Raw genomic sequence first — 20,284 nt, forward strand, 5'->3', positions numbered from 1 at the left:
GCACATGGCGGCGTTGCGCGGTGCTCGGAATCCTCATGCACCGAAGTGCATTCCGGTGTCCTGCGCTCCGTGCGCCTTGCCCTGCATCCCGACAATCGAATTTCTAGCACTGCCCTCATCTCTTGTGAAATCCTAAATGGCGCCCAGGCGCCAGAGCGAGGTCACTTCGGCGGCGCGCGCCTTGTGCAGCGGGTTGCTCTCATCGGCCACCTTGGGGTGTTCCGGCTTGGCGTCTATGCGGCCCAGCACTTTCAGGCCATTGGCCTTGATGGCCGCCAGCAATTCGGCGCGCGTGCGCAAGCCCAGGTGCTCGGCAAAGTCGGACAGGATTAGCCAGCCTTCGCCGCCGGGCGCCAGGTGTGACGCCAGCCCCTTGAAGAAACCCAGCAGCATGCGGCTGCCTTCGTCGTAGACCGCGCCTTCAAGCGGCGAGCTGGGCCGGGCCGGCAGCCACGGCGGGTTGCAGACGATAACGGAAGCCAGCCCTTCGGGAAACAGGTCGGCCTGCATCACCTTGACCGGATTGGGCAGGCGCAAGCGGTAAATGTTTTCGCGCGCGCATTCGAGCGCGCGCGGGTCCATGTCGGTCGCGACGACCTGATCCACCTCGCGCAGCGCCAGCACGGCCGACAGCACGCCGGTACCGGTGCCTATGTCAAAGGCGACGTATTTGGAGCCCGGGTTGGCAGGCAAGGGGGCGTTGGCCACCAGGTCCACATACTCGCCGCGCACCGGTGAAAACACGCCGTAATGCGGATGAATGCGGTTGTTGGGCGCCTTGCCCAAGGCCGGAATTTCAACGCCCTTCTTGCGCCACTCGTGGGCGCTGATCACGCCCATCAACTCGCGCAGGGAAGCCACGCTGGGCTGGGCCGACTCGCCGGCCGGCCCCCAGGCCTCGATACAGGCCTGCTTGGCATCAGGGGCGCGGCGCAGGTCAATGCCGTAGTCGGCGCCAAACTCGATCAGCACCATGCCCAGCACCCGCGCCCGCTGCGACTGGGCCTGGCGATGCAGGTGGAAATCCTGCCCGGCCGGAACGCCAGCCACCGCGGCATCGGCGGCTTTCTTCAGTTTGACCCTGGCCAGCTTGGAGGCCTTGGGCGGCTTGTCAATGCGCCTGGCCAGCGCCTGCACCATCTGCCTGGCGTTCTGGAAGTCGCCGCGCCAGAGCAGGCCGGTGCCTTCGCAGGCCAGCTTGTAGGCGGTGTCGGCGGCCATGGTGTCATCGGCCTCCACGATGCGCCGGGGCGGCTGCGCGCCGCGCTCGGAACGCCACAGCGCTGAATGCTCCACACCCGCTTCCTTCCACTGAATCAGGGTTGAGGCCGGCGCGGCAGTGTCAGCAAGCGCGACGGAAGTCACGGAAAAGAAGGTAGGCATTGGGAAGGCAGTCAGAAAGAAAAGAGCAAGTGTTTTAACAGATGGACGGTGTTTGCCCCTGTTGGGGCCGGAGAGCACTCAGACAAAGCCGGACATTCCCGCCTGTGCTGAGATGACTGAGCCCAGGCGTGAATCATCCAAATTTATGAATAAAACAGGGCTTTTGCGCATACAGGTCATGCGTAGACAGCTACTATTTTAATAGCAATTTGGATGTATCCCATTTGTTACTTGACCCAGCCGCCAGCGGCTGACGCCTCAGCCCTAGGGAAACGGCCGGCTGAGAAAGCGCGAGCCGGCCAGGCCAAAGCGCCAGGGCTGCTCAAGCGCCTTGGAGATGCCGATGCGCGGCCCCACCAGCAGCGGGCGCGCCGCAGCCGGCGCCGGCGCGAGCAGCTCAAACGGCGGTTGATCCAGCCGCATGCCACCGTATTGCCGGTCTATGCCCAGCGCCTGGCCGACCCGGCCCGGGCCGGCGCACAGCAGCCGTAGCTCGTCAACACCGCGCCTGGCGCGCATGCGATCCAGCCCATGGGTGGGCTGTAGCGCGCGTATCAGCACGCCCGCACCATGCCCGGCACTGGCGCAGACCAGATTGAGACACCAGTGAATGCCGTAAGAGCGATACACATAGGCGCAGGCGGGCGGGCCAAACATGGCCGCATTGCGCAGGCTTGGGCCGCCAAAGCAGTGCGAGGCCGGGTCTTGTTCGTCGTAGGCCTCGGTCTCGACGATGAGGCCGCCCACACCATCGACCAGCAGTTGCACGCCTATCAGCGCGCGCGCCACCTCATGGGACGGCGCCAAAAAGTCTATGCCGGCAAGCCGGTCGCGGACTGGAGACACATGGACTCCCGGGTTTGAAAACCTGATTCAAGTCTTGGGCCTGGCCCGCTTGATCAGCGTCACGGCCAGCAAGACCAGCGCGCCCGCCAGCAGGCCCACTGCGGCATCCATCAGCAATGGCGTGACGGCGGCCAGCACCACGCCAATGCTGCCTAGCGCTGCAGCCTGCTGCGTCAGCGTTTCAATGACATGGTGCAGCGGTGCGATGCCATGCGTCAGTATGCCGCCGCCGACCAGAAACATGGCCGCCGTGCCGGCCACGGACAGGCCTTTCATCAGCCAGGGAGCGGCGCGCAAAATGCCCCGTCCCAAGCTGCGCTGCAGACCCTGCAGGGCGCCGCTGCCGCTGCGCTGGCTGAGGTAAAGCCCGCCATCATCGAGTTTGACAATGCCGGCCACCAGGCCATACACGCCTATGGTCATGATCACGGCAATGCCGCTGAGCACGGCCACTTGCGTCATGAAGGGGCTGGCCTGCACCGTGCCCAAGGTGATGGCAATGATTTCGGCCGAAAGAATGAAGTCGGTGCGCACCGCGCCCTTGATCTTGTCTTTTTCCAGCGCCACCACATCAAGGGCCGGGTCGCTCAGCGTCTGGGTCAGCGCCGCATGTTCGGCCGCCTGCTCGGCCGGGCTGTGCAGGAATTTGTGAGCCAGTTTTTCAAAGCCCTCAAAGCAGAGAAAAGCGCCGCCCAGCATCAACAGCGGCGTCACCGCCCAAGGCGCCAGGGCGCTGATGAGCAGGGCCGCCGGCACCAGAATCAGCTTGTTGATGAAGGAGCCTTTGGCCACGGCCCAGACCACGGGCAGCTCGCGATCCACCGCCACGCCACTCACCTGCTGGGCATTGAGCGCCAGGTCGTCGCCCAGCACGCCGGCGGTTTTTTTGGCCGCCACCTTGGTCAGCAGGGCCACATCATCAAGCACGGTGGCGATGTCATCGATCAAGGCGAGCAGGCTGGTGGCCATCATGTTCCTAGGGTGTTTGGCCTGAGCCGGGCTTGGCGCAGGCTTACCCTGGACGCCAACAATGTTCCGCCACTGTACTAAATTCGGGAGCGCAGCCGCGAACCGTATGGCGGCAAGCCATCAGCAGCAGAAAACATCGCAAGGAGAGTCACCATGCCCCGAATTGCCAGAGCTCAGATGTCAGCCGGCGGCGCCGGCCACAGTCTGCCGCCCCGCAAGGGACCGGCCGAGGAAGCCAAAGAAGATGAGGATGGTCTGGAGTTGCCGGTGAACCCCGACCAGGGCCTACCCCTAGCGCCGGATCAGGAAGGCGAGGTGAAGGCGCCGTCCTGAGCGCAGGCGCCTGGCTTGCGCCAGTTTTAGTCCACTGAGCGCTTGAGACGAATTTCTTCCAGCTTGACATCGCCAAAGGCCACCGTCTTGAGCGAAGGCATTTCGCGCTTGAAACCGGCGGCGTGTTCGCAAAACTGCAAGGCCTGCTCGTTACGCAACAGCACCCACATGGTGACCTGGGTGCAGCCCTCTTCCTTCAGGCCCTCGCGCGCGCCGTCCCACAGCACCAGGCCTGCGCCCTTGCGCCAGTGGGCAGGCGTCACATACATGGCCCAGATTTCGCCGACGGTGGAGCGGGTGTTGGCATCGCGTGAGCGGTCATAGCCGACAAAACCGACGACCTTGTCGTCTTCCGTGGCCACCAGCAATTGCGGCTCGCTGTACTCGATCGCTTCACGCCAGTAAGCCTGACGCTTTTCCTGCGTCATCTTTTTGAGGTAGTCCTCGGGGATCAGATCCTTGTAGGCGACATGCCAGGTGGCAACGTGAATCTCGGCAATGGCTTTGGCATCGCGGGCAGTGGCAGGACGAACGGAATAGCTGGACATGAAAAATCGCTTGTGAATCAGAAAGGGAAATACTCGGGAGGCAGGATTGTCGCGCAAATCGAAATCCGGCCTGCCCGGACCCGGTTACATTCGGAGTTCTTCGCTCCCGCCGAACCGCCATCGCTTCAGCTCATGCCACCTCACGACACCCTTCCCTCCGCCCCGAATCAGGCCACGAATCAGATCCCGACGGCGGCGGCGGCCGACCCGGTTTTTACGGCCCGCATTGAAACGACAGGCCAAGGCTTTGAAGCGCCGGCGGCGCTGTCTTTGCTGGAGGCGGCCGAATTTTCAGGCCTGGCACTGCCCAGTTCCTGCCGCAACGGCACTTGCCGCAGCTGCATCTGCCGCCTGACCCAGGGACGGGTGATTTACCACATCGCCTGGCCCGGCCTGAGTCTGGAGGAAAAGCAAGAAGGCTGGATTTTGCCCTGCGTGGCCTATCCCGCCAGCGATGTCGTGATCGCGCTGCCTTAGTCGTCACCCGCCTTCCTGGGACCCAAGCCGCGGCCAGATTTCTGGCGATTGTGCGCAATTTTTAACGCTAGGGAGCGATTGCTGCGGGCCTGCGGCGCGCGCGCCGGCGCCAAGCGCTGACAATCCGATTTTGCTGCGCCAGCTCAAGCCCAACCAGAGGCCTGGTCAAGCATCTTTAACGTCCCGCCCCGACGGCGGACGCTTTTTTTGCCGCTTATTGACAGCCTATTCGTGCCGTTTTCAAACCGTCACGACATGCGCCCATTTGCCATCAGAAGGAAGAAGAACAGCATTGACTATCGCGCCAAAAAAACTCTGGCAAAAACATGGGCGCCCGAGCCTGACCTACTTGAGCATTGCGCTGATTGGCGCAGCGCAGATTGTCTTCATCTGGCAGCTGACGTTTGAACGCAGCCAGTACGAGCAGGCCGAGGCCAGCCGCCATGAGTACATTCATAACGCCAACCTGGCGGCAGTGATTGAAGAACACACGGATCACAGCCTCAAAAGCGTGGAGCAGTCCTTAGACCTCATCGAAAAGACCTACCGCCAACAGGGCAGCGGCATCAAGCTCAAGCGCCTGCAGCTCGACGGGGACCTGAGCTTCAAGGCTTTCAGCGACCTCGCGGTGATCAACGAAGCGGGCCTGCTCGTGGCCGGACTGAAGCAGACAGCCCCTGTCAAGGTCAGCGGCGAAGACGCGCTCAGGCATCACCAGGCACTGGACAGCCACCGGCTGTACATCGGCAAGCCCATCTATAGCCAGGTCTCGGGGACATGGTCCATCCCCGTTTCCAGGCGCATCAACCGGCCCGATGGCGCTTTCGCCGGCGTCGTGATGGCCGGCATTGACCCAGCCTACTTCACCGACTTCTACCTGAAAACCGATGTCGGAACCCAGGGCATTGTGTCGCTGATCGGGCTGGACGGAGTCGTGCGCGCACGCCGGGTTGGCAAGCAGACCACCACCGGGGACAACGTCAGCCGGGGCCCGCTTTTGCTGGCACAGGCGCGCCAGCCCGAAGGCAGCTTGCTGGGCGTGGGCGGCTTTGACGGTGTGACACGACTTTTCAGCTACCGCACGCTGAAGGACTACCCCTTGTTGGTTGCCGTGGGGACCTCCCAGGCGCAAGCCTTGGCGGAGGTTTTCCAGCGGGAAAAAAAGTACTACGCCAATGCCACCCTGGCCACGCTGGCGGTGCTGCTGATTGGCACCTTGCTGATCTGGCTGCTCATGCGCTCGCGTGCCCTGCAGCTGACCATGCATAACACCCAGGCCTTGCAGCGGGCCTCGTTCAATCTCTCGGCCATTGGCATGTCCTACCTCGACCGGGACGGCCGCTACCTGCTGGTCAATGACAAGCTGTGCCGCCTGCTGGGTTGCAGCGCCACAGAATTGACCGGCAGCCTGGTTGACGAACGGGTGTTTCCCGCCGATCGCGCTGCCCACCAGATGCTCCTTGATGACTTGCGGACGGCCCGGCAAGAGCAGCCGTCCAGCATGCTGGAAATTCGTTACCTGCATCAAAACGGCTCCTTGATCTGGGCGCTGATTTCCGTCTCGCTGGTGCTCAAGACCGCCAACAGCCCGAGCTACTTCATTTCAGCGCTTCAGGACATCACCGAGCGCAAGCGTATGGCGTTGGCCCTGCGCCAACGCGACCAGCAACTGTCCAGCGCCTTTGAGGATTCCGTCATAGGCATGGGCTTGAGCAGCCCCGAGGGGCGCTGGCTCAAAGTCAACCGTGCGCTGTGCCAGATGCTGGGCTACACCGAGGCAGAAATGATGTCCGCCAGCGTTCGGCAGATCACCCACCCCGATGACATGGCCATATCGCAGCTGCGTACCCAGCAGCTGCTGCAAGGTGAGAACGCGCATTTCCAGGTGGAAAAGCGCTATGTGCACAAGCAGGGGCATTCGGTCTGGACTTCGCTGGCCGTGTCCCTGGTGCGCGACGAGGATGACCAGCCCTTGCACTTTATTGCCCAGCTGCAGGACATCAACCAGCGCAAACAGGCCCAGGACGAAATCCGCCGGCTCAATGTCGAACTCGAGGAGCGGGTGCGGCAACGCACGCGGGAGTTGCAGTTTGCCCACCAGGAGATCGCCGGCTTTTCCCACTCGGTGGCGCACGACCTGCGCCAGCCCTTCAGCTCCATCATGGGTTTCAGCCATTTGCTGGAACGCGAGCTGAAGCAGCAAACCAGCGAGCGCGGCAAACACTATCTGACGCGAATACGCGCCGGCGTCCACCAGATTGGCGAGCTGACCGACGCCCTGCTGGCGCTGGTCAAGCTGTCAAGCATTGATTTGCGCTGGGAAAAGATAGATTTGTCGGTGATGGCGCAAAACCTTGTGGCACGCCGCATGCTGCTCGAACCCCAGCGCCAGGTGCAGTGCCACATTCACCCAAAGCTCCAGACCGTCGGCGACGCGCAACTGCTGACGGTGGTGATGGACAGCCTGATTGGCAACGCCTGGAAGTTCAGCTCGAAAATGCCGCAGACCACGATAGAAGTCGGCAGCGAGCGCGGGCCAGGCCAGGACACCATTTACTTTGTCAGGGATCAGGGCGTCGGCTTTGACATGGCTTACGCCGCCAAGCTGTTCGACAACTTTCAGCGCCTGCACTCGCCATCGGAATTTCCTGGCAATGGCACTGGCCTGGCCAGCGCCCAGCGCATCATCCGCCGCCATGGCGGGCGGATCTGGGCCCTGTCCACGCCAGGCCGGGGTGCCACCTTTTACTTCACGCTGGGCGCCGCGCCGCCGCAAGCGGCTGCAGCCGCCGCCTGACACCCTGCCTGGCAATTCTGGGCCAGCGCTCAAATGCTATGTTTTAAATAGCTGCCAGCGCTCGTCCAGCCTGCCCTGGCGGCCTATTTCATTCAAATTCTGGGCGCCACTGCCGCATACGGGCTTTGCTGCCGCGCCAGCCTGCCCAGGGTTTGCATGGCCGCTTCAAAACGCTCACTCCAGGGATGACCGTAGTTCAGCCGCAGACAATGCCTGAAATGGCGGCGCGCCGAAAAAACCGGCCCGGGCGCCACGCTGATGTTGTGCTCCAGCGCCGCCTGGTGCAGGGCCAGGGTGTCAAAGCCTTGGGCAAACTCCACCCAGACAAAATAACTCCCCAGTGGGCGCGACACTCGCACGCCAGGCGGAAAGTGGCGCGCAATGGCGGCCAGCAAGCTCGACAGCTGCGACTCCAGCGCATGGCGCAGCTTGCGCAAATGCTTGTCGTAGCCGCCATGCTGCAGATAGTCGGCCAGAGCCAGTTGCGCCGGCAGGCTGGCCGACAGCGTGGTCATCAGCTTGAGGCGTTCGATCTGCGCGCCGAACCGCCCGGGCGCGACCCAGCCGACGCGGTAAGCCGGCGCCAGTGTCTTGCTGAAGGAGCTGCAATGCATCACCAGGCCCTTGCGGTCAAAGGCCTTGGCCGGCAAGGGGCAGCGGCTGCCAAAGTAGAGCTCGCCATACACATCGTCCTCGATCAGCGGCACCTCGTGACTGGCCAGCAGGGCCACCAGCGCCTGCTTTTTCTCCAGCGACAGGCTGGCGCCCAGGGGGTTTTGAAACGAGGTCATGAACCAGCAGGCCTTGACCGGGTGGCGCTTGAGCGCCTGGTCCAGCGCCGCCAGGTCCAGGCCGTCCTGCGGGTGCACGGGAATTTCCAGCGCCTTCATCTTGAGCCGCTCCAGCGCCTGCAGGCTGGCATAAAAGCCGGGCGACTCGATGGCGATCAGATCGCCCGGCTGCGCCACCGCCGTGAGGCACAGGTTGAGCGCCTCCAGCGCGCCATTGGTCACCACCAGCTCCTGGGCCGACTGCGCCATGCCCATGCCCAGGTAGCGCAGCGCAATCTGCTGGCGCAGCGCCAGATGGCCCTGCGGCAGGCTGGCGACGGTGTCCGGCCCGTGCAGCTGGCGCGCCACCCGGGCCAGCGACTTGCCCAGGCGCTGCAGCGGAAACAGCTCGGGCGCCGGGAAGGCCGAGCCCAGCGGCACAATGCCCGGGTCTTGCGCCGCGCCCAGCACCGCAAACACCAGCTCGCTGATGTCCAGCCTGGGCGCCACCCGGGCCGGCGCGCTGCTGGCCTTGCCTGGCGCAGCCCCCAGGGCGGGCGCGGCCAGCTGCTGCATGGCCGAAGCCGTCACGTAATAGCCGGACCGCGGGCGCGCCCGCACCAGGCCTTTTTCTTCCAGCCGGTAATAGGCCTTGAAGGCGGTGGAGGCGCTCAGCCCATGCTGGGCCGTGATGGTGCGAATCGAGGGCAGGCGGGTGCCGGGGCTGAGGCGGCCGTTGCGAATGTCGGTGGCCAGCAGTTCCACCAGTTGCTCGTAGCGCTTCATCGTTTGTTCAGTGTCCTGTCCATGGCCGGTCCCGGTCGGGGCGGCGTCAATCACTCATCTGATATTCTAATTTTCAAATATTTTCCATCTGATATGGTTTTTTACACCCCATCTGATGCTTACGCTTGCCGCTTGGCTAGGGCATGATTCGCCCATGCTCAAGACCTTCTTTTTTTTACGCCGGCTGGCCGCCTGCAGCGCCCTCAGCTGCGCCGCCTGGATGGCCGCCAGCCCGGCGCTCGCCGCCCCTTTTGAAGACAGCATCGCCCAGCGCACCATGGCCTGCACCGCCTGCCATGGCCCGCAGGGCCGGGCCGCGCCCGACGGCTACTACCCACGCCTGGCCGGCAAGCCGGCCGGCTACCTCTACAACCAGTTGCTCAATTTCCGCGATGGGCGGCGCCACTACGGCCTGATGACGCAGTTGCTGGAGCCGCTGGACGGCCCGGCGGGTGACGCCTACCTGCTGGAGATCGCACAATATTTTTCCGGGCTGGAAGTACCCTACCCCGCGCCGCAGCCCAGCACGGCATCGGCCGCGGTCTTGCAGCACGGCCAGCGCCTGGTCGTCGACGGTGACGCGGCGCGCCAGGTACCGGCCTGCGTGCAATGCCATGGCCAGGCCATGACCGGTGTGGCGCCGAATATCCCCGGCCTGCTGGGCCTGCCGCGCGACTACCTGAATGCGCAGCTGGGCGCCTGGAAGGCCGGCCAGCGCCGCAGCCATGCGCCCGACTGCATGAAGGAAGTGGTGAGCAAGCTCAGCCTGGAAGACATCCATGCGGTGGCCAGCTGGCTGGCGGCGCAGCCCCTGCCGGCCAGCACCAAGCCGGCCACGGCCCTGCCTGCGCTGGCGCCCGGCGCCCGCGCCATCAGCTGCGGCAGCGCGCCCGCAGCGGCTCAACTGAAGGCAGAGAAATGAAAAGAACCGTCAAGTTTTCCCTCGCCCTGGGCCTGCTCATCGCCTGTGCGGCAGCGCTGGTCTGGTTTTTGAATCTGCGCGACGAAGTGGACCTGAGCGCCCCCGTGGCCTACGCCCCCAGCGAGGCCCTGGTGGCGCGCGGCGCCTACCTGGCGCGCGCCGGCAACTGCATGACCTGCCACACCGCCAAAGGCGGCGAAAGCTATGCCGGCGGCCGCGGCATCGCCACGCCTTTCGGCACCGTCTACACCTCCAACCTGACGCCCGACAACAAGACCGGCATAGGCAGCTGGTCGTCCGCCCATTTCTGGCGCGCCATGCACAACGGCCGCTCCAAGGATGGCCGCCTGCTCTATCCGGCCTTCCCCTACACCGACTACACCCAGGTGACACGTGAAGATTCGGACGCCCTCTATGCCTACCTGCACAGCCTGCCGGCCGTGGCCCAGCCCAACCACGCCCACACGGTGCGCTTCCCCTACAACTCGCAGGCCGCCCTGGCGGTCTGGCGCGCGCTGTATTTCAGCCCCGGTGTCTACCAAGCCGACAGCAGTCGCGATGCCGAGTGGAATCGCGGCGCCTATCTGGTCAAAGGCCTGGGTCACTGCGCCGCCTGCCACACCGAACGCAACGCACTGGGCGCCAGCAACGAAAGCCTGAACCTGGCCGGCGGCCTGATTCCCATGCAAAACTGGTACGCCCCTTCGCTGACCTCGCCGCATGAAGCCGGCGTGGCCGACTGGGACAAGGCACACATCGTCAGCCTGCTGAAAACCGGCGTCTCGCCACGCGCCTCGGTCACCGGCCCCATGGCCGACGTGGTGCTGAACAGCACCCAGTACCTGAACGAGCAAGACCTGGGCGCGATGGCGCAGTTTCTCAAAACGCTGCCAGCCGCAGCGCCGGACTCCGACAAGCCCGGCACCCCGGCCATGTCCTCGGTCAAGGGCGCCAAGCTCTACGAACAGCATTGCGCCCAGTGCCACGGCAAGGCCGGCGAAGGGGTGGCGAATGCCTATCCGGCGCTGGCGGGCAACCGTGCAGTGACCATGAAATCCACCGCCAACCTGGTGCAGATCGTGCTCAACGGCGGCTACGCGCCGTCCACAGCAGGCAATCCGCGCCCCTATGGCATGCCGCCCTTTGTGCTGGTGATGAACGACGCCGACATGGCGGCGGTGCTGACCCATGTCCGCGGCTCCTGGGGCAACCAGGCGAGCGAAATCACGCCCTTTGACGTGAGCCGCCTGCGCGCCAACCGCGCACCTTAATCGCTCACAATTCAATAGCTGCTTGTGCCCATTTCAAAAGGGCTGCAGCTATATTTCATTCATAAACATCGCGACAAGGCAAGGCCTGATGGCGGCCACAGCGGCGACGGGAACAAGGCCTATGGCCTGGAGGCGGAGCACAACGGCAGTTACCATGCTTGCTAGACCGCTTGACCAGGAATAAAGCTTATGCAACGTATCGTCATCGTCGGAGGAGGCGCTGGAGGACTGGCGCTGGCCACCCAACTCGGCAAACGTCTGGGGAAAAAAGGGCTGGCCGAGATCACTCTGGTCGATGCCGCCCGCACCCATGTCTGGAAACCCTTGCTGCATCAGTTGGCGGCCGGCAGCTTTGACACCCATGCCGAGGAAATCGAATATCTGGCGCAAGCGCGCTGGAACCATTTCAAGTTCCGCCTCGGCAGCCTGGTTGGCGTGGACCGCCACAACAAGACGGTGCAGCTGGCGGCCAGCCACGACGAAGCCGGCCGCGAGATCACGCCGGCGCAGCAGCTGGGCTACGACACCCTGGTGATTGCCGTGGGCAGCCAGACCAACGACTTTGGCACGCTGGGTGCGGCCGAGCACACCATCAAGCTGGACAGCCCGCAGGCCGCCAAGCGCTTTAACAACCGCCTGATCAATGCCTGCATACGCGCGCAAACCGTGCCGCGCAGCGCCGGCAGTGGCCGTCTCACGGTCGCCATCGTGGGCGGCGGCGCCACCGGCGTAGAGCTGGCGGCCGAGCTGCACGCGGCGGCGCGCGTGCTGGCCAGCTATGGCCTGGACAATATCCATCCCGAAAAGGATTTGCAGATTGTGCTGATCGAAGCCGCACCGCGCTTGCTGGCGCAACTGCCCGAGCGGCTGAGCGAATCGGCGCTGCGCGAGTTGCGCAAGCTGGCGATCGAGGTGCACACCAATGAAAAGGTGGTGGAAGTCACCGAAGACAGCCTGAAAATGGCCAGCGGCAAGGTGGTCTCTTCCAGCATCACGGTATGGGCGGCCGGCGTCAAGGCCGGCGACTTCCTGACAGCCCTGGGCGGTGACGCGCCGCTGGAGTGCAACCGGCTCAACCAGTTGCTGGTCAACGGCAATCTGCAAAGCACGCGCGACCCGAATATCTATGCCTTTGGCGATTGCGCCGCCTGCCAGCAACCGGACGGCACCTGGGTGCCGCCGCGCGCCCAGGCCGCCTACCAGCAAGCCATGTACCTGGCGCGGGCGCTGCCGCGTCTGAGTGCCGGCGAAACCGCCCCGCCCTTTGTCTTCAAGGACCAGGGCTCGCTGGTATCGCTGTCCGAGTATTCCTCGGTCGGCAGCCTGATGGGCAGCCTGACCAAGGGCAGCTTTTTTGTCGAAGGCCAGCTGGCCAAGCTGATGTATTGGGCGCTGCACAAACAGCACCAGCTGGCGCTGGGCGGCATCAAGAAAACCGCCTTGATTACGCTGTCGGAAATGATTGACCGCACCCACCGCCCACGTATCAAGTTGCATTGATAATCTCTGGTATCAACCCTTACTGGAGAACGTCATGGCAAAAGGTCAACAACACAACGACAAGATGGTCAAAAAGCCGAAGAAGGACACATCGCCACCGAAAACGGTGTCGCCCGATGCGGTGCGCCCGACCATCGTCACCCAGATCCCGTTGCGGGGCAAGCTGAAGAACAAATAAGCCGGCCATGGCTACGCCTTCCGCTCCCAGCGCCGCCCCTGCGCCAGAGGCTGCCAGCACCTCGGTGCAGCAGCCTGGCAACCCGCTGCACGGCATCAAGCTGGAAGCCATCGTGAGCGCGCTGGCCACTCACTATGGCTGGGAAGAACTGGGGCAGCGCATCAACATCCGCTGCTTTACCAGCGAGCCCAGCGTGGCCTCCAGCCTGAAGTTTTTGCGCAAAACCCCCTGGGCGCGCGAGAAGGTGGAAAGCCTCTACCTCTTCATGCTGCGTGAGATCAAACGCAACAGCCCGACCCAGCACAACTTTCCGCCGCCGCGCACTTGAACCCGCCAAGCCGGCCGGCCAGCGTCAACAGCATGGCTGCGCCCCCCCAAGACATTGAACTGCTTTATGCCGACGACAGCCTGCTGGTGCTGAACAAGCCCGCAGGCCTGCTCTCGGTGCCCGGGCGCGGCGAAGACAAGCAGGACTGCCTGAGTCGCCGGGTGCAGCAGCACTACCCCGACGCGCTGATCGTGCACCGGCTGGACATGGCCACCTCCGGCCTGCTGCTGATGGCACGCGGCAGCGCCTCGCAACGTGCGCTCAGCGCCCTGTTTGAAAACCGCGCGGTGCATAAACGCTATATCGCCGTGGTCGATGGCCACGTGAACGAACCGTGCCAACCGCCAGACGCTGACGGCTGGCAGCTGATAGACCTGCCCATCGTGGTGGACTGGCCGCGCCGGCCGCTGCGCATCATCGACGCGCAACGCGGCAAACCCAGCCAGACACGCTGGCGCGTGCTGGCCTTTGACGACGCCAGCCACAGCACCCGCGTGGAGCTGGAACCCGTCACCGGCCGCTCCCACCAGCTGCGCGTGCACTGGCAGGCACTGGGCCATCCGATACTGGGTGACAGCCTGTACGCGCCCGAGGCGGTGCAGGCCAAGGCGCCGCGCCTGTTGCTCCATGCCTGCGCCCTGCACTTCGAACACCCCGTCAGCGGCGCCCGGCTGGCGTTTGAAAGCGCGCCAGCCTTTTAGCTTCTGGCATTGCGGACATGACTGGCATTACCATGCAGCTCATGACTCAAGCAAGCCAACATCTCACCCTGCTCACAGGCGCCTCACGCGGCATGGGCCTGGCCATGGCGCATCAGTTGCTCAGCCAGGGCCATACCCTGCTCTGCATCTCACGCAGCCAGCAAGACGCCCTGACACAGCACGCCGAACAGAGCAGCGCCACGCTGCTGCAATGGACGCACGATCTGGCCGACAGCGCCACGCTCAGCGCGCGCCTGCAAACCTGGCTGGACCAACAAGACAGCAAGGCCTGGGCCAGCGTCACCCTGATCAACAACGCCGGCGTGATTCCGCACATCAACCCGCTCAGTGAGGCCGAGGCCAACGATCTGGCCAGGGCCTTGCGCGTCGGGCTGGAAGCGCCCATGCAGCTGTCGGCGGTTTTTCTGCGCGCCACCGCCGCCTGGCCGGCCGAGCGCAAGCTGCTTAATATTTCGTCGGGGCTGGGGCGCAAGGCCATGGCCGCGCAAGCGGCCTATTGCGCGGTCAAGGCCGGCATGGATCATTTCACCCGCTGCGTGGCGCTGGAAGAAGCGCTGAAAGCTCAGGGCGCCAAGGTCTGCTCACTGGCCCCCGGCGTGATAGATACCGACATGCAGCAGCAACTGCGCAACGCCGCTCCCAGCGCTTTTCCGGACTGGGAAAATTTTGCCCGCCTCAAGACCGGCGGACAGCTGAGCTCGCCCGAAGATGCGGCGCGCCGCGTACTGGCCTATCTGGCGCGGCCCGACTTCGGCACCCGGCCGGTGGCCGACGTCAGAGACCAGTAACTCTTCTTTTCATAGCGGCCTGCGCCCATGCAGCATGGGCTACAGGCCTTTTTTTCTTGAATTCGTGGCTACTTGATGGACCCGCCGCATGACGGCGAGCGGCCCATCTCAGGACGCCTTCAGCATCTGATAAATCTCATCCTTGGTTTTCAGACGCTTTTTCTTCATCTCCTCAAGCGCTTCGTCGGAGATCGTGCCCACGCCCTGCTCGTAAGTGGCTATGGTCTGGTTATCGACGTCATAGCGGGCAAACAAGCTGGCAAACCGCGCATCGGAGGCCGTCAGGTCGCGCATTTTCTGCAGGTACTGTGGAAATTCATGCGCCAGATCGTGATTCAAAAGACCCATGGGAACTCCTTGTGAAAAACTGACAACACCCGCCCGCAAAGATTCATTCGCGAACGACCAATACCGGCAAATGGGCATGTGACAAGACCTGCGCCGTCACGCTGCCCAGCACCAGCCTTTCCAGTCCATGGCGGCCATGGGAACCCATGACAATCAAATCCACATTCAGCGACACCGCCGTTTCAAGAATGCCGCGATAAATCGCATGCCCCTCAACCACGGAGCCGGTGGCGGCAATGCCGCGCGCCTCAAAGGCCTGCTTGGCGGTCTTGATGGCCTCGTTGGCTTCGGCGTTGGCCGCGCTGAGGTATTCGGCCTGGCCATAGGAAAAATCCGTGCCTACACCGGTGAAGGCGTAAGGATCTATGACGTAAATGATGGTGACCGCGCTTTTGAAGGCCTCGGCCAGAGCCAGCGCCTTGTCGATGGCCTGGCCTGCGGTGGATGAGCCGTCGACAGGAACCAGTATGTGGTTGAACATGCGCGAATCTCCTTGATCACCATGAAAAGCTTCTCAAGCGCAGCCCGCTGCCGCGTCAATGTCTGGCCCTGCAGACTTTATAAATCAGCGGGCGGAAAAGCGCCACCATGCCCGTGCGCCCCCGCTCAGGCTTCGATTTTCACGCCCTTCCAGAAGGCCACATGGCCTTTGATGTTCTCGGCCTCGGGCTTGGGGTCAGGGTAATACCAGGCCGCGTCGGTGTTCATTTCGCCGTTGACCAGCAAGGAGTAGTAGCTGGCCTGGCCTTTCCAGGCACACATGGTGTGGTGGTTGCTAAAGGTCACGTGTTCGCGATTGAGCGAACTCTCGGGGAAATAATGGTTTCCCTCGAGGATGACGGTGTCATCGCTTTGCGCTATCAGCGCGCCGTTCCAGATGGCTTTCATGTTTTCTCAAATGTGCAGTTGAACTTCATGCAATGCTAATCCCTTATGCCGGCGCTGGCGCAAGTAGCCCTCAATGACGATGGCCACCGCCGTGCTTGTCCTTGTCATGTCCATGGCGCTTTCCATGGCCGTCATGGTCGTCATTGCCGTGATGCTTGTCCCGACCGCCGCGCCGCTCGTAGTTGTCGTCACCCCTGACCTTGACGAAATAAACCGGCTGGCCGCAAGCGTTGTAGCGGGCGCAATGTTTGGACCACTTCTTGGCATGGCCGGGCGGCACGTGCAAATACAACGGAGGCTGCTGCACCATCACAGGGGGACGCTGAATGATGATGGGCTGCGCGTAAATCAGCGGCGGCGGTGGCGCATTGCCAATATCCACGCGGCCGTAAACGCCTGGCGCCAGCGCCCCCTCAACCGTGGCGCTCACATAAGGCGTTGCGGCTTGAGCCGTCCCCGTCCACAGGGCGGTCGCACAGCCCAGCGCCACCAGTCCCGACAACAGCAAGGGTTTGACAGTTTTTTTCATTAGGGCTTTCTTTTGCAAATCAATTCAATCAGGCCAGACGCGCACATCAGCCCTGATAAGGGACGGCCGACGAGCTGTTGACCGGGGCCAGTCTCAGGGCCTTGCCCTCGACCAGCACCCGCGAACCGGCGCCAACGGCGCTGGCCTGCTCTATGGTGCGCACGGTCCCATTGTCCATGCGTACCCGCATTTGGTAGACCGTGGTCTTTTTCATGTTTTTCTCTATGGTGTTGCCCGCATAAGCACCACCTGCCGCACCCAGCACGGTCATGGCGGTCTTGCCGCTGCCGCCACCCACCTGATGGCCCAGCAGACCACCGACGACACCGCCGGCAACCGTACCCAGGCCGACGGTGGTGCCGCCAACGGCCACGCCATTGACCTTGCCCTGGCGCTGCACGGCGACCATGGATTCCACCGTGCCGCAGTTGGCGCACGCCCGCGCCCGGGGAGCCGGCGTCACGGCGGCAGCGGCATGGCGGGTATCGGGCAATAGCGCTGTTGCCTGGCTTGGCGCCATCGCGGCATTCGCCGTTGGCGCGGCGGCGCCGGTTCGGGCCTCCGAATGGTTGACGGCCAAGGCTGCGGTCAAGGCCATCAGCGTGACGCCCATCACCGCCATGGTAGGGAGCAGCGCTTTGCTGTGGCGCAATTTTTCGACAAAGGCCGGCTGGGCCTGGTTTGAGGGGGTCGTGTGGTCGGTGACTGGACGGCTGTCCATAGAGGCATTCCTTTTCATGTGCCCCATTTGTAACCAGTGCGACGGATACCTCGCGTAGGACGAAGTGACATTCGTAAGTAAAGCTTTCCAAAGCGCAGATAAACCACCTCGCCCAGGCGTTTGGTTCACCTTAACCCGCTCCCTGTGCTCCACCCCTCAGAGCAACTGGCCGGCCAGCAACTCGTAAGACCGGCGGCGGGCGGCGGCATCGTGCGTCCAGGTGATCACCGCCAGCTCATCGACTTGCAGGCTATCGGCCAGTTGGCTCAGTTTGTCGGCCACCTGCGCGCCGCTGCCCACCAGGGCCGTGCGCCTGAGTTGCTCGGCTTGTGCCTGCTCGGCCACGTCATAAGGCCTTTGCGCCACCTCGGCCGGGGACAGCAGCGGCCCCAGCGCACCCTTCTTGCGGTCTATTTTCCAGCGCTCGCGACCGGAGAAGTGATGCCAGGCCTCGCCCTCGGTATCGGCCGCCAGCGCCCAGACGCAGAGCACGGCCTGTGGCTTGGGATGGCGTGGGCTGGGTCGGTACATCTGACGGTACACATCCAGCGCCTGGGCCGCGCCCTGGCCGTCGGTAATGAAGTGGGCAAACGCATAAGGCAGGCCGTAGTGGGCCGCCAGTTGCGCGCCATAGTTGGAGCTGCCCAGCATCCACAACTCCGGACTGCTGGGACTGGTCGGGTTGGCCGTCACGCCTCGCCCCGGGTGGCCTTCGGGCAGATCTGCACCCGACACCCAGGCCTGCAGCTCTCGCACCTGCACCGGGAAGTTTTCAGCCGACTGGTTCGGGTCGGCGTTCAGCAGCTGCGCCGTGTGAAAGTCCGATCCAGGCGCACGTCCCACGCCCAGGTCTATGCGCCCGGGCGCCAAGGCTTCGAGCACGCGAAACTGCTCGGCCACTTTCAGCGCGGCATAGTGGGGCAGCATCACGCCGGCGCTGCCGACACGGATACGCTGGGTGGTGGCGGCGATGGCGGCCATCAGGATTTCCGGCGCCGAGCCCACAATGGCCGGGTTGCTGTGATGCTCGCTGACCCAAAAACGGCGGTAGCCCAGCGCTTCGCAGTGCTGGGCCAGGGCCAGGGTTTCACGGATGGAGGTGTCTTCGGTGCGGCCGGTGACGGCTACCGACTGATCGAGTACGGACAAACTTGGCATGGGCGAACTATAGCCAGCGTGGCGGTTCCGTTTCCAAGCTCTGCCAAAAGGCTGTTCCAATAGAGGGTTTAACGCCAAGCCTCAACAGGCCGCCACCCGAGAGCAATGCCCCATGGCCATCAAAGCCACCATTTACAAAGCCCAATTGCAAATCGCCGACATGGACCGCAGCGTCTATGCCGACCACAGCGTCATCATTGCGCGCCATCCGTCCGAAACCGACGAGCGCATGATGATTCGCCTGCTGGCCTTTGCGCTCAACGTGCCGGCCGACGACAAACAGGGCAAGCTTGAATTTGCCAAAGACCTATGGGACGTGGATGAGCCCGCCCTGTGGCACAAGGATTACACCGACGCCATCCAACACTGGATAGACGTCGGCCAGCCCGATGACAAGCGCCTGATGCGCGCTGCCGGCCGCACCGAACGGCTTACGGTGTACAGCTTTTCCAGCAGCACGCCGGTGTGGTGGAAAGGTATTGAAACCAAGCTGACGCGCGCCTCCAACCTGGTGGTGTGGCAGATCGAAGCGGCCCAAAGCCAGGCGCTGGCCAAGCTGGCCGAACGCGGCATGCAGCTGCAGGTGACGGTGCAAGACGGCTCGGTGTGGATGAGCACCGCCGCCGACTCCGTCGAAATCACGCCACGCCGCTTGACCGCGGGCGGCTGATCTTCCCGTCAGGGCTGGGCGCTGGGCACTTCGGCCTGATGCTGGTATGGCGGCAAGCGGGCACCGCAGTGCAGGCAAAAATAGGCGTCGGGTAGATGGCCTTCAGTCAGGCAGTCGTGACAGGTGCGCGTGGTCAGCGCCAGCGGCAATTGAGCTAACTGCTGGCGCTGCGCCGCCATCTCCGCCGTCACGATGCCGGTAGGCACGGCCAGAATGCCCCAGCCCATCAGCATCATGAAAGAAGCAATCAGCCGCCCCAGATCGGTCTTGGGCGTGATGTCGCCAAAGCCTACCGTCGTCACCGTGCTGATGGCCCAGTAAACCGAGGTCGGAATGCTGGTAAAGCCATTGGCCGGACCCTCGACCACATACATCACCGTGCCCATCACCAGCACCAGCATCAACACCACCGACAAAAACACCTGAATCTTGCGACGGCTGGCCCCCAGCGCTCGCCCCAGGGACTGGTACTCAGCCACATAAGCGGCGAGCTTGAACACCCGAAACACGCGCAGCAGGCGCAGCACGCGCACATCAATCAGCGCGTAAAGCTCAGGCACAAACAGCGCCAGATAGGTCGGCAGCACGGCAATCAGGTCAATGATGCCGAAAAAACTGGTGGCGTAGCGCAGCGGCTTGCGCACGCAAAGCAGACGCGCAATGTATTCGGCCGTGAACAGCAAGGTAAAAAACCACTCCAGCACCGTAAACATCCGGCCATGCGAGAGGTTCAGGGCCTGCACACTATCGGCGATCACCACGGCAATGCTGATCAGGATGACGGCGATCAAGGCCTTGTCAAACAGCCGGCCGGCGCGCGTGTCGGCTTCAAAAATAATCGTGTACCAGCGCAGCCGCCAGCCCGCCAATGGCTTTTCAAATGGGGAAGAGGAAACTTTGGAGGGTGTGGGGGTCATGCTTGTGGGCAACGCCTAGGCAGCGCTGCGCTTCTTGTTCTCGTCAGCCTGGCAGGATAACCCAGCCAGGCCAGCGTGTTCTTGCCTACACTCTTGGCTTTGCCCACACAGCATCCCTGAGTGTCCGTGAACGCCCTTTTTTGGAGTACCGCCATGACGCCCCAGACGCAACTCCTTGCGCTGCAAGACGCCCTGCAATCCTTGCGCAGCGACAGCCTGAGCGCGGCCGCCTTGTCGCGGCTGGCGCAAAGCCAGTCGGCACTGGCGGCCGCGCTGCCGGCGCGCTTTCAGGAAGTGCAGATGCAATTGCTGGACCGGCTCGAATCCAGCGCGCTCTTTACCGAGGAAAGCTGCTCCTTCAGTCAAAAAGACTTGCTGGACGGCCTGCAGCTGTGGATTGAGCAGGCGCAGTTGCAGCTTGAGAAAAGCTGAGGC

Annotated in this window: 24 protein-coding genes; 12 read left to right on the forward strand and 12 right to left on the reverse strand. The window is 63.4% G+C overall.

The window, feature by feature from the left end; translation table 11 throughout:
- Window positions 1–132 precede the first annotated feature (132 nt).
- The 3 genes from BM160_RS16095 to BM160_RS16105 all read right to left on the reverse strand — a co-directional run bounded on the left by BM160_RS16095 (window position 133) and on the right by BM160_RS16105 (window position 3,198).
- Window positions 133–1,383, reverse strand: a complete 1,251-nt coding sequence (locus BM160_RS16095) for a methyltransferase (RefSeq protein WP_092007188.1) — start codon at window positions 1,381–1,383, stop codon at window positions 133–135.
- A 264-nt stretch (window positions 1,384–1,647) separates the two neighbouring features.
- A complete protein-coding gene (locus BM160_RS16100; RefSeq protein ID WP_092007189.1) occupies window positions 1,648–2,229 on the reverse strand; it encodes a DNA-3-methyladenine glycosylase in 582 nt (193 codons plus the stop codon).
- 27 nt (window positions 2,230–2,256) lie between these two features.
- Complete coding sequence (locus BM160_RS16105; protein WP_218156623.1) at window positions 2,257–3,198, reverse strand: DUF808 domain-containing protein; 942 nt, start codon at window positions 3,196–3,198, stop codon at window positions 2,257–2,259.
- Window positions 3,199–3,351: 153 nt separating this feature from the next.
- Between BM160_RS16105 and BM160_RS22355 the strand changes: the two genes are divergently transcribed.
- Window positions 3,352–3,531, forward strand: coding sequence for a hypothetical protein (locus tag BM160_RS22355; protein WP_143093273.1), 180 nt, complete (start codon window positions 3,352–3,354; stop codon window positions 3,529–3,531).
- A gap of 26 nt (window positions 3,532–3,557) precedes the next feature.
- Here BM160_RS22355 and BM160_RS16110 read toward each other — a convergent pair whose 3' ends face one another.
- Window positions 3,558–4,079, reverse strand: a complete 522-nt coding sequence (locus tag BM160_RS16110; RefSeq protein WP_092007191.1) for a GNAT family N-acetyltransferase — start codon at window positions 4,077–4,079, stop codon at window positions 3,558–3,560.
- Between the two features lie 132 nt (window positions 4,080–4,211).
- Here BM160_RS16110 and BM160_RS16115 point away from each other — a divergent pair, with 132 nt between their 5' ends.
- Both BM160_RS16115 and BM160_RS16120 read left to right on the forward strand, forming a co-directional pair.
- Window positions 4,212–4,556 carry a 2Fe-2S iron-sulfur cluster-binding protein gene (locus BM160_RS16115; RefSeq protein WP_092007192.1) on the forward strand — a complete coding sequence of 115 codons (345 nt, stop codon included), beginning with the start codon at window positions 4,212–4,214 and terminating at the stop codon, window positions 4,554–4,556.
- A 292-nt stretch (window positions 4,557–4,848) separates the two neighbouring features.
- Window positions 4,849–7,353 carry a PAS domain S-box protein gene (locus tag BM160_RS16120; protein WP_092007193.1) on the forward strand — a complete coding sequence of 835 codons (2,505 nt, stop codon included), beginning with the start codon at window positions 4,849–4,851 and terminating at the stop codon, window positions 7,351–7,353.
- 92 nt (window positions 7,354–7,445) lie between these two features.
- On the opposite strand, the gene BM160_RS16125 is transcribed toward BM160_RS16120, so the two are convergent.
- Window positions 7,446–8,909, reverse strand: a complete 1,464-nt coding sequence (locus BM160_RS16125) for an aminotransferase-like domain-containing protein (RefSeq protein ID WP_092007194.1) — start codon at window positions 8,907–8,909, stop codon at window positions 7,446–7,448.
- 154 nt (window positions 8,910–9,063) lie between these two features.
- On the opposite strand from BM160_RS16125, the gene BM160_RS16130 reads away from it, so the two are divergent.
- The 7 genes from BM160_RS16130 (at window position 9,064) to BM160_RS16155 (ending at window position 14,618) form a co-directional block, all read left to right on the forward strand.
- Window positions 9,064–9,831 (forward strand): c-type cytochrome, encoded by a 768-nt coding sequence (locus BM160_RS16130; RefSeq protein ID WP_092007255.1) that lies wholly within the window; start codon window positions 9,064–9,066, stop codon window positions 9,829–9,831.
- Window positions 9,828–11,102: a cytochrome c gene (locus BM160_RS16135; RefSeq protein WP_092007195.1), complete on the forward strand. Its 1,275-nt coding sequence runs from the start codon at window positions 9,828–9,830 to the stop codon at window positions 11,100–11,102. Before BM160_RS16130 ends, BM160_RS16135 begins: the two co-directional genes overlap by 4 nt.
- Before the next feature lie 189 nt (window positions 11,103–11,291).
- Window positions 11,292–12,602 (forward strand): NAD(P)/FAD-dependent oxidoreductase, encoded by a 1,311-nt coding sequence (locus BM160_RS16140; protein WP_092007196.1) that lies wholly within the window; start codon window positions 11,292–11,294, stop codon window positions 12,600–12,602.
- Between the two features lie 34 nt (window positions 12,603–12,636).
- Window positions 12,637–12,780 (forward strand): hypothetical protein, encoded by a 144-nt coding sequence (locus BM160_RS22650; RefSeq protein WP_177219043.1) that lies wholly within the window; start codon window positions 12,637–12,639, stop codon window positions 12,778–12,780.
- 7 nt (window positions 12,781–12,787) lie between these two features.
- Window positions 12,788–13,108: a VF530 family protein gene (locus BM160_RS16145; protein ID WP_092007197.1), complete on the forward strand. Its 321-nt coding sequence runs from the start codon at window positions 12,788–12,790 to the stop codon at window positions 13,106–13,108.
- A gap of 32 nt (window positions 13,109–13,140) precedes the next feature.
- Complete coding sequence (locus BM160_RS16150; protein WP_092007198.1) at window positions 13,141–13,809, forward strand: RluA family pseudouridine synthase; 669 nt, start codon at window positions 13,141–13,143, stop codon at window positions 13,807–13,809.
- Between the two features lie 41 nt (window positions 13,810–13,850).
- On the forward strand, window positions 13,851–14,618 hold the full coding sequence (locus tag BM160_RS16155; protein WP_092007256.1) for an SDR family NAD(P)-dependent oxidoreductase: 768 nt from the start codon (window positions 13,851–13,853) through the stop codon (window positions 14,616–14,618).
- Window positions 14,619–14,726: 108 nt separating this feature from the next.
- Here BM160_RS16155 and BM160_RS16160 read toward each other — a convergent pair whose 3' ends face one another.
- The 6 genes from BM160_RS16160 to BM160_RS16185 form a co-directional block, all read right to left on the reverse strand.
- The gene (locus BM160_RS16160; RefSeq protein ID WP_092007199.1) at window positions 14,727–14,966 is read right to left on the reverse strand and encodes a YdcH family protein; all 240 of its coding nucleotides are present in this window, start codon (window positions 14,964–14,966) and stop codon (window positions 14,727–14,729) included.
- A gap of 43 nt (window positions 14,967–15,009) precedes the next feature.
- Window positions 15,010–15,447: a universal stress protein gene (locus BM160_RS16165; protein WP_092007200.1), complete on the reverse strand. Its 438-nt coding sequence runs from the start codon at window positions 15,445–15,447 to the stop codon at window positions 15,010–15,012.
- A gap of 125 nt (window positions 15,448–15,572) precedes the next feature.
- A complete protein-coding gene (locus BM160_RS16170) occupies window positions 15,573–15,854 on the reverse strand; it encodes a DUF427 domain-containing protein (RefSeq protein WP_092007201.1) in 282 nt (93 codons plus the stop codon).
- Window positions 15,855–15,924: 70 nt separating this feature from the next.
- The gene (locus BM160_RS16175; RefSeq protein WP_092007202.1) at window positions 15,925–16,383 is read right to left on the reverse strand and encodes a hypothetical protein; all 459 of its coding nucleotides are present in this window, start codon (window positions 16,381–16,383) and stop codon (window positions 15,925–15,927) included.
- Between the two features lie 46 nt (window positions 16,384–16,429).
- Window positions 16,430–17,104, reverse strand: a complete 675-nt coding sequence (locus tag BM160_RS16180) for a glycine zipper 2TM domain-containing protein (RefSeq protein ID WP_092007203.1) — start codon at window positions 17,102–17,104, stop codon at window positions 16,430–16,432.
- 156 nt (window positions 17,105–17,260) lie between these two features.
- Window positions 17,261–18,262 carry an LLM class flavin-dependent oxidoreductase gene (locus BM160_RS16185; RefSeq protein ID WP_092007204.1) on the reverse strand — a complete coding sequence of 334 codons (1,002 nt, stop codon included), beginning with the start codon at window positions 18,260–18,262 and terminating at the stop codon, window positions 17,261–17,263.
- Between the two features lie 112 nt (window positions 18,263–18,374).
- Between BM160_RS16185 and BM160_RS16190 the strand changes: the two genes are divergently transcribed.
- Window positions 18,375–18,932, forward strand: coding sequence for a YaeQ family protein (locus BM160_RS16190; protein ID WP_092007205.1), 558 nt, complete (start codon window positions 18,375–18,377; stop codon window positions 18,930–18,932).
- Window positions 18,933–18,940: 8 nt separating this feature from the next.
- Here BM160_RS16190 and BM160_RS16195 read toward each other — a convergent pair whose 3' ends face one another.
- On the reverse strand, window positions 18,941–19,849 hold the full coding sequence (locus tag BM160_RS16195) for an ion transporter (RefSeq protein WP_092007206.1): 909 nt from the start codon (window positions 19,847–19,849) through the stop codon (window positions 18,941–18,943).
- Window positions 19,850–20,002: 153 nt separating this feature from the next.
- Between BM160_RS16195 and BM160_RS16200 the strand changes: the two genes are divergently transcribed.
- Entirely contained in the window at window positions 20,003–20,281 is a 279-nt protein-coding gene (locus BM160_RS16200; RefSeq protein ID WP_092007207.1) for a hypothetical protein, read from the forward strand.
- The last annotated feature ends 3 nt before the right edge of the window (window positions 20,282–20,284 follow it).

This window comes from Polaromonas sp. OV174, from assembly GCF_900112285.1.
Classification (GTDB): Bacteria; Pseudomonadota; Gammaproteobacteria; order Burkholderiales; family Burkholderiaceae_C; genus Polaromonas.

What these genes read in the sequence shown, in the direction of transcription:
- BM160_RS16095 (WP_092007188.1), bottom strand. Translation starts at nt 1,383, where the DNA reads ATGCCTACCTTCTTTTCCGTGACTTCCGTCGCGCTTGCTGACACTGCC.
- BM160_RS16105 (WP_218156623.1), bottom strand. Translation starts at nt 3,198, where the DNA reads ATGGCCACCAGCCTGCTCGCCTTGATCGATGACATCGCCACCGTGCTT.
- BM160_RS22355 (WP_143093273.1), top strand. Translation starts at nt 3,352, where the DNA reads ATGCCCCGAATTGCCAGAGCTCAGATGTCAGCCGGCGGCGCCGGCCAC.
- BM160_RS16110 (WP_092007191.1), bottom strand. Translation starts at nt 4,079, where the DNA reads ATGTCCAGCTATTCCGTTCGTCCTGCCACTGCCCGCGATGCCAAAGCC.
- BM160_RS16115 (WP_092007192.1), top strand. Translation starts at nt 4,212, where the DNA reads ATGCCACCTCACGACACCCTTCCCTCCGCCCCGAATCAGGCCACGAAT.
- BM160_RS16125 (WP_092007194.1), bottom strand. Translation starts at nt 8,909, where the DNA reads ATGAAGCGCTACGAGCAACTGGTGGAACTGCTGGCCACCGACATTCGC.
- BM160_RS16130 (WP_092007255.1), top strand. Translation starts at nt 9,064, where the DNA reads ATGCTCAAGACCTTCTTTTTTTTACGCCGGCTGGCCGCCTGCAGCGCC.
- BM160_RS16135 (WP_092007195.1), top strand. Translation starts at nt 9,828, where the DNA reads ATGAAAAGAACCGTCAAGTTTTCCCTCGCCCTGGGCCTGCTCATCGCC.
- BM160_RS16140 (WP_092007196.1), top strand. Translation starts at nt 11,292, where the DNA reads ATGCAACGTATCGTCATCGTCGGAGGAGGCGCTGGAGGACTGGCGCTG.
- BM160_RS22650 (WP_177219043.1), top strand. Translation starts at nt 12,637, where the DNA reads ATGGCAAAAGGTCAACAACACAACGACAAGATGGTCAAAAAGCCGAAG.
- BM160_RS16145 (WP_092007197.1), top strand. Translation starts at nt 12,788, where the DNA reads ATGGCTACGCCTTCCGCTCCCAGCGCCGCCCCTGCGCCAGAGGCTGCC.
- BM160_RS16150 (WP_092007198.1), top strand. Translation starts at nt 13,141, where the DNA reads ATGGCTGCGCCCCCCCAAGACATTGAACTGCTTTATGCCGACGACAGC.
- BM160_RS16155 (WP_092007256.1), top strand. Translation starts at nt 13,851, where the DNA reads ATGACTCAAGCAAGCCAACATCTCACCCTGCTCACAGGCGCCTCACGC.
- BM160_RS16160 (WP_092007199.1), bottom strand. Translation starts at nt 14,966, where the DNA reads ATGGGTCTTTTGAATCACGATCTGGCGCATGAATTTCCACAGTACCTG.
- BM160_RS16165 (WP_092007200.1), bottom strand. Translation starts at nt 15,447, where the DNA reads ATGTTCAACCACATACTGGTTCCTGTCGACGGCTCATCCACCGCAGGC.
- BM160_RS16170 (WP_092007201.1), bottom strand. Translation starts at nt 15,854, where the DNA reads ATGAAAGCCATCTGGAACGGCGCGCTGATAGCGCAAAGCGATGACACC.
- BM160_RS16175 (WP_092007202.1), bottom strand. Translation starts at nt 16,383, where the DNA reads ATGAAAAAAACTGTCAAACCCTTGCTGTTGTCGGGACTGGTGGCGCTG.
- BM160_RS16180 (WP_092007203.1), bottom strand. Translation starts at nt 17,104, where the DNA reads ATGGACAGCCGTCCAGTCACCGACCACACGACCCCCTCAAACCAGGCC.
- BM160_RS16185 (WP_092007204.1), bottom strand. Translation starts at nt 18,262, where the DNA reads ATGCCAAGTTTGTCCGTACTCGATCAGTCGGTAGCCGTCACCGGCCGC.
- BM160_RS16190 (WP_092007205.1), top strand. Translation starts at nt 18,375, where the DNA reads ATGGCCATCAAAGCCACCATTTACAAAGCCCAATTGCAAATCGCCGAC.
- BM160_RS16195 (WP_092007206.1), bottom strand. Translation starts at nt 19,849, where the DNA reads ATGACCCCCACACCCTCCAAAGTTTCCTCTTCCCCATTTGAAAAGCCA.
- BM160_RS16200 (WP_092007207.1), top strand. Translation starts at nt 20,003, where the DNA reads ATGACGCCCCAGACGCAACTCCTTGCGCTGCAAGACGCCCTGCAATCC.